Source organism: Lysinibacillus sp. K60 (assembly GCF_019731275.1).
Lineage (GTDB): Bacteria > Bacillota > Bacilli > Bacillales_A > Planococcaceae > Lysinibacillus > Lysinibacillus capsici.
Genome location: NZ_JAASJR010000022.1, coordinates 24,886 through 31,481 on the forward strand (window position 1 = coordinate 24,886; position 6,596 = coordinate 31,481).

General features: G+C 37.0%; 7 protein-coding genes, 1 tRNA gene and 1 other RNA gene. 6 read left to right on the forward strand and 3 right to left on the reverse strand.

Annotated features, from left to right (window positions below):
* Positions 1 to 37: 37 nt before the first annotated feature.
* From HCH28_RS24630 to HCH28_RS24640, 3 genes are all read right to left on the reverse strand, one after another.
* Positions 38 to 916: a response regulator gene (locus HCH28_RS24630; protein ID WP_048391012.1), complete on the reverse strand. Its 879-nt coding sequence runs from the start codon at positions 914 to 916 to the stop codon at positions 38 to 40.
* Positions 917 to 2,176, reverse strand: coding sequence for a sensor histidine kinase (locus tag HCH28_RS24635; RefSeq protein ID WP_221683473.1), 1,260 nt, complete (start codon positions 2,174 to 2,176; stop codon positions 917 to 919). It lies immediately after the preceding gene.
* A gap of 126 nt (positions 2,177 to 2,302) precedes the next feature.
* Positions 2,303 to 2,395 (reverse strand) — tRNA-Ser (locus HCH28_RS24640).
* Between the two features lie 168 nt (positions 2,396 to 2,563).
* Between HCH28_RS24640 and ffs the strand changes: the two genes are divergently transcribed.
* The 6 genes from ffs to HCH28_RS24670 all read left to right on the forward strand — a co-directional run bounded on the left by ffs (position 2,564) and on the right by HCH28_RS24670 (position 6,277).
* An RNA gene (ffs, locus tag HCH28_RS24645) (signal recognition particle sRNA large type) lies at positions 2,564 to 2,831 on the forward strand.
* A 141-nt stretch (positions 2,832 to 2,972) separates the two neighbouring features.
* A complete protein-coding gene (dnaX, locus tag HCH28_RS24650; RefSeq protein ID WP_221683475.1) occupies positions 2,973 to 4,757 on the forward strand; it encodes a DNA polymerase III subunit gamma/tau in 1,785 nt (594 codons plus the stop codon).
* Between the two features lie 20 nt (positions 4,758 to 4,777).
* Positions 4,778 to 5,092, forward strand: a complete 315-nt coding sequence (locus HCH28_RS24655) for a YbaB/EbfC family nucleoid-associated protein (protein WP_004233957.1) — start codon at positions 4,778 to 4,780, stop codon at positions 5,090 to 5,092.
* 11 nt (positions 5,093 to 5,103) lie between these two features.
* On the forward strand, positions 5,104 to 5,700 hold the full coding sequence (gene recR / locus HCH28_RS24660; protein WP_221683476.1) for a recombination mediator RecR: 597 nt from the start codon (positions 5,104 to 5,106) through the stop codon (positions 5,698 to 5,700).
* Between the two features lie 13 nt (positions 5,701 to 5,713).
* Positions 5,714 to 5,929: a YaaL family protein gene (locus HCH28_RS24665; protein WP_221683478.1), complete on the forward strand. Its 216-nt coding sequence runs from the start codon at positions 5,714 to 5,716 to the stop codon at positions 5,927 to 5,929.
* 75 nt (positions 5,930 to 6,004) lie between these two features.
* Positions 6,005 to 6,277, forward strand: coding sequence for a pro-sigmaK processing inhibitor BofA family protein (locus tag HCH28_RS24670; RefSeq protein ID WP_004233951.1), 273 nt, complete (start codon positions 6,005 to 6,007; stop codon positions 6,275 to 6,277).
* The last annotated feature ends 319 nt before the right edge of the window (positions 6,278 to 6,596 follow it).

Here is a 6,596-nt window from a genome sequence, read left to right on the forward strand (position 1 = left end):
ACGGAGGACTTATGGAATCCGACAAAATCCGAGAAAATTAATTTACTTTTGTTAAAATGTCTGAATATAACACTTGAATAAACTTCTTAATATTTACCTTTGCTTTACGATTATCGTGATCTTCAATCTGTGTCATGAGCTGACGAATTTCTTTAAAATCAAAATAGCGAGGGGCATAGTACTCGAATTCTGAGTTTGTGTAATCAACAACCCCTAAATTAGCGAGATTAATCATGGCAGCTAATATTGTACGACGCACACGCTGCTCGATGGCCTTACTCTCTTTTAAAATTTCATCTGGCGTAGCCTTGGTCACAGCAGCAATTTCTTCATAAAGCTCCTTTAATGGAGGAAGGGGGGCAATCTTGTGCTGGTGAGCAAGTAATGTTTCGATAATGGCAATGATATCCTCACTACCAATTTCCCCGACAATCCCCATATCATTCAAGATAGATTGAATATGGTCTCGTGATGTAGCTTTATGAGTCTTTTGTTCACTTAACTCAATGTTTGTAAGTGATTGACGTATTACTAATAGTGAATTTTTAAGTCGAAATTGTTCAGTTGTTTTTTTCAAAACATTTTCAACTTCAATACGATTGATTGGTTTATGAATGAAGAAATCAATTCCTTGCTCATATGCTTCCCCAACCATTTCCTTATTCACTACCTGTGAAATCATAATAAATTGTCCCTCGAAACGATTTTGCATAAGTTGTTCCACAGTTGCTATGCCATCAAGCTTAGGCATCAGTAAATCAATAAGCACAAACTCTGGCTGTGTCATTAAAATTTGTGGAATGGCATCCTCACCATTGCGAGCCTCACCAATAACTGTTCCTAACCCGCTATCTTCAATAATTTGCTTTAACATAACACGACTTGCACGATCATCATCTACAATAAAATACCTCATTTAAGTCTCTCCCGTTTGAATAGTTTGCGTAGGAATTATGATTTTAAACGTTGTGTATTGATTGTTTGATTCAACGGTTATTGAGCCTTTTAATTTTTCTACTAGTTCAGCAACATGTGAAAGCCCAATGCCAGTTGCTGCAACACCATCAACATTGAATTTAGTGGTGTATCCAGGTTCAAAAATAACAGAAATATCTGCTTGTGAAATCCCTTGTCCATTATCACATACGGTTATTACAGTATTATCCTCTTGGCGCTCAATAGCAATAGAAATGATCCCTTGCTTTTCAATAGCCTCAACAGCATTGGCTGATAAATTATTTAATAGAGCAAGGAGTGCAATATGATCTTTCGTTTGAAAATCGAAGTCTATACATGTATTAAATTGTATTTCCTTACCGAGTAATTCTGCATATTTCCTATTACCTTCTTCAATATAATGCAATAATTCAGATAATACAAAAGGGCCAAAGCTCTTTTCCCCGACAATCTTTGAAATACCAGCATATATCCGTTGAGAATCCTTTTTCACTTCATGGATTTCCTGGGCAATATGAAGTGCTTGTAAACTTTCCGCTCGAAAACCTAGCGTCTTTAACTGACGATATAATTCATAACCACTACCTGTAATTGTTTCAATATGATTCATTGACTTTTTTAAATATAGTGTCTCCACATAGAGATCAGATCCAATATTCAGCATTTCTTGTACCCGCTTTTTTTGTTCAGCTATCAAAATAGAGCTGTAAATCCCTACTACAAAAAAGCTTCGTAATAATGCTACCGCTAATAGGATCAAGAGATCATGGAGAAATAAAAAAGTATATGTTTGGACAAAAAATCGGAAAATTTGTTCAGCTAAATTACTGATGACCTCACTAAAAGCAACGAGTAAACCAAGTTTTAGTGGTTTTTCTCTGTATTGTTGAATATCTAAAATTTGCAGGCATACTGCAAACAATACATAAAATAAACCGGCTGGTAAATGGTTAAATATACTCTCGGCAATCAGAACATCATGTAATGTCGAATTAATAACCCGAAAAATAGTTGTCACAATACCGGTAGCTACACCTGCTAAAATAATTGGTGTAGGTTTAATTAATGTGCATAAAAAGAAGACAATTGTTCCTAAACCAAAACGGAAAGTTGTATTAGCAAAAGGCATAATTTTAATTTCACTACCTATTGCGGTCATAACAGCAATAATGAAAATCCAAGTAAGGGAAGCACGCGTCATAAGTAATTTCGATTGCAATTCAACAACCTCCCATCATTGATATAATAAAAAATACCACAACCGAGGCGGAAGTGGTATCTAACAAGTAATACATACAATTTAGGCAAAAAAAAACGGCTACATTCGTAGTCGGAAATTTAAAACTGGAGGAGGTAGAGGGATTCGAACCCCCGCGCGGTGTTACCCGCCTGTCGGTTTTCAAGACCGATCCCTTCAGCCAGACTTGGGTATACCTCCATGTTATATTGCTTTACTGTCTTATCGACAAAAATAAATTTATCATAACTAGAAACGAACGTCAAGATAATTTTTGAAAAAATATATAATGTTTAAATCGTCACTTAGAAATAAATAATTTGTGCATTAAGTTGCATTTTATACAAACAGTCAGTATACTAGTTATTGCCGTGCTAGGTGGGAAGGTAGCGGTGTCCTGTAACTCGCAATCCGCTCTAGCGAGACTGAATTCCTTTTTCGAGGCTGTCCGTATTGTTTGGTCTGCCTTTTGCACGTAGTGTTGACGATTGGGTCCTGCGCAATGGATACCCATGAACCATGTCAGGTCCGGAAGGAAGCAGCATTAAGTGGTCTTATTCATGTGCCGCGGGGTTGCCTAATCTGAGCTAACGACAAGAGTAACGCTTATGTGCGGCTGTCAAGGAAAGGTGCACGGCATTAAATTGCCAATTCAAAGCATCCGTCTATTATAGGCGGATGCTTTTTTATTTTAAATTTAGCAACTTCATTTTCTATATAATGCAGCAAATGCTATAATAAAACTATTCAATTAAATGGAGAAGGAGAGAGGAAATCAGTGACGTATCAAGCATTTTACCGTGTGTATAGACCGCAATCTTTTCGAGAAATGTCTGGTCAAACACATGTCAAAAGAACGCTACAAAATGCTCTCCTAGCAAATAAAACAACACATGCTTACTTGTTTTCTGGGCCCCGTGGTACAGGGAAAACAAGTACTGCTAAAATCTTTGCGAAGGCCTTGAATTGTGAACATGCACCATCGAAAGAGCCGTGTAATGAATGTGCTACATGCATAAGTATTACAGATGGTTCTCATCCAGATGTAATTGAATTTGATGCAGCCTCAAATTCACGTGTTGAAGAGATAAGGGATATCATAGAAAAGGTTCGTTTTGCTCCCGCAAGCAGTAGATATAAGGTGTACATCATAGACGAAGTGCATATGCTTTCTACAAGTGCTTTTAACGCTCTTTTAAAAACGTTGGAAGAACCACCTCCTCATGCCGTGTTTATTTTAGCAACTACAGAGCCTCATAAATTGCCTGCTACGATCATTTCTCGTTGTCAGCGCTTTGATTTTAAACGACTTTCTACTAATGATATTATTGAACGTATGAAAGTTGTTTTAGAAGATATTGACTTACCATATGAAGAACAAGGTTTAAAGGTGATTGCACAATCAGCCGCAGGGGGAATGCGTGATGCTTTAAGCTTATTGGACCAAGTTGTGTCTTTTAGTGGCGAAAAATTAAAACTTGAGGATACGTTGTTAGTTACAGGTTCTATTAGTCAGGATGTTTTTTATGATCTAGCGGAGGCACTCAAAGTAAAAGATGTTGCGCAAATGCTTACCCTTTTAGAGCAACTTATAGCTGACGGTAAGGACCCTTTGCGACTTTCAGAGGATTTAATTACATTTTTCCGCGATTTATTATTACTTCAAACAAGTGATGATTTAGCTGAACTTTTAGAGCTTGTATCTCCTGAGGAACGTGTATTCACTTTAGCACACGAGTTTGCACCAAATATGCTTTATGGATATATTGATATACTTGCAAAGACACAGCAAGAGATGCGTTTCTCTCACCATACCAAAATTTATTTAGAGACGGCTTTGCTTAAAATGGTACAGTTTTCAGGAGGGATAGCCCATCAGACGGTTACTACAAATGAAATGGGAGAAAACCCTGATCTCACTCAAAAAATTGTAGCTCTTGAACAACTGGTTCAGCAACTATCCTTACAACTGCAAACGGGTACACCTATGCAAACGACGACAGCACAAAAAGAGCAACGGCCTCGAGCTAAAAGCCCGAATGGTTATAAAGCACCTACAGGTCGTATTCAGGAAGTGCTGAAAGATGCAACAAAGCAGGATGTGCAACGTATTAAGTCCATTTGGGCACAAGCCTTAAGTCAAATGCAAAAATCACAATCGGCTCTTTTAGCAGAAGCCGAACCTGTTGCGGCATCTTCAAGTGCTTTTGTGTTAAAATTCAAGTATGATATTCATTGTCAGATGGTTGCCGACAACCAGTCTTTAAAGGCTCACTTTACACAATTAATTGCAGGGCAAACTGGTACAATGTACGAGATGCTATGTATACCAGAAGAATCATGGTTAAAAATGCGTGAAGAGTTTATTCGTGATCATGGTCTGCAGCAAAAGAAATCACAGACTGAATCAGAGCATGGAGAAGAATTATTAGAGCCACCACCGGCAGAAATGCCAGAAGAACCATTTATCGATGATGCCCAACCTCTTGCTTCACAAGACCCACTTGTAACAGAGGCTGAAAAGCTCTTTGGTAAAGATTTTGTTGAAATTATTGAAGATTAAATTTTTAGGAGGAAACATTTATGCGTGGAATGGGAAATATGCAAGGTATGATGAAAAAAATGCAAAAAATGCAAAAGGAAATGATGGAGGCTCAAGAAGCTCTAAATGCTGAGCAATTTGAAGGTGTTGCAGGCGGCGGTATGGTGAAAGTAACAGTTTCTGGTCAGCGTGAAGTAGTTTCAGTAAATCTAGATGAATCTGTAGTAGACCCAGAAGATATCGAAATGCTACAAGACCTAATTGTTATTGCAACAAATGAAGCGTTGAAAAAAGTAGAAGAAAAAACAAACTCAACTATGGGTAAATTCACGCAAGGCTTAAACCTTCCATTCTAGGAGGTATTCATATGTACTACCCAGAACCAATATCTAAATTGATCGATAGTTTTATGAAATTGCCAGGTATCGGGCCGAAAACTGCGGCTCGTCTGGCGTTTTTTGTGTTAACAATGAAGGAAGACGATGTATTATCTTTCTCTAAAGCACTAATTGATGCTAAACGAAACCTAAGCTACTGTTCTATTTGTGGCAATATAACGGATGTAGATCCTTGTCACATATGTACAGATAAGCAGCGAGATCATTCTATTATTTGTGTTGTACAAGATACAAAAGATGTGATTGCAATGGAAAAAATGCGTGACTACAACGGTATGTACCATGTACTTCAAGGAGCTATTTCACCAATGGATGGTATTGGTCCAGAAGACATTAATGTTGCTTCTTTGCTAGTGCGCTTGCAAGATGAAAGTGTCCAAGAACTTATTTTAGCTACAAATTCAACAATCGAGGGTGAGGCAACCGCTATGTATATTTCTCGCCTTGTCAAACCGTCAGGCATTCGTACAACTCGTATTGCTCATGGATTGCCAGTAGGTGGAGATCTAGAATACGCAGATGAGGTTACGCTGTCTAAGGCAATGGAAGGCCGACGCGAGTTATGAGTGAGGGATTAGTATGTTCTTCCGTAGTAAAGGGAAATTAAAAAAGGAATTTGATGATAAGCTTGTGAATCTGATTAAAGAAACAAAAGAGGATTTACAGCAGGCAAAGATAATAGAAGAATTAATGGATGATTATGACATAGGTGTAATTGCTCAACGCAAAACAGCAGAAAGTATTCATTTCTATTTGTTTAAGGAAGCTAGAATTCGTAAGGTATTAATAAAATAGTTCTTTGTAAAATATTCATAGAAGCAAAACAGGAAACATAAACTTTCATAATTATTTAATTGAGGGGGCAACTATATGTCTGAGTTAGTAATTATGAGTATTTGTATTCCTGTCGGGCTTCTTTTTCTTTATGTAATAATAAGACATGCTAAAATGGGTAAAATCTTAGAAGGATTATCGGTGTTTTGGTTTAGATTTGCATTTGCTTTTCTACTATTATTCGTAATCCATTTAGGTATTGGTTATATAGGATATAATGTGCCAATCAATCTGTTTTCGGTCTTAACAATCGCTGTTTTAGGTATTCCTGGTGTCTTAGGAATAACAGCTTTAATATTTATTTTATAAAAGGCTTGCAATATAAAAAGATTATGGTATAGTTATAAAAGTCGCTAATACAACTGATTGAAACGGAAAAATAATTTTAAAATTATTGTTGACACGGTGTGTGGCGCATGATATTATATAAGAGTTGCTGCTGAAACAGCAGTAAACAAAATGAACCTTGAAAACTGAACAAGCAAATCGTAATCAATAAAGTTTTAAGTAACTAGCTTCAGTTAGTGAACGAAACGCAATTTTGGACATCGAACATGATGCCAGCAAAACAATTTGAGCTAATCAAATTTCTTTTATGGAGAGTTTGATCCTGGCTCAGGACGAACGC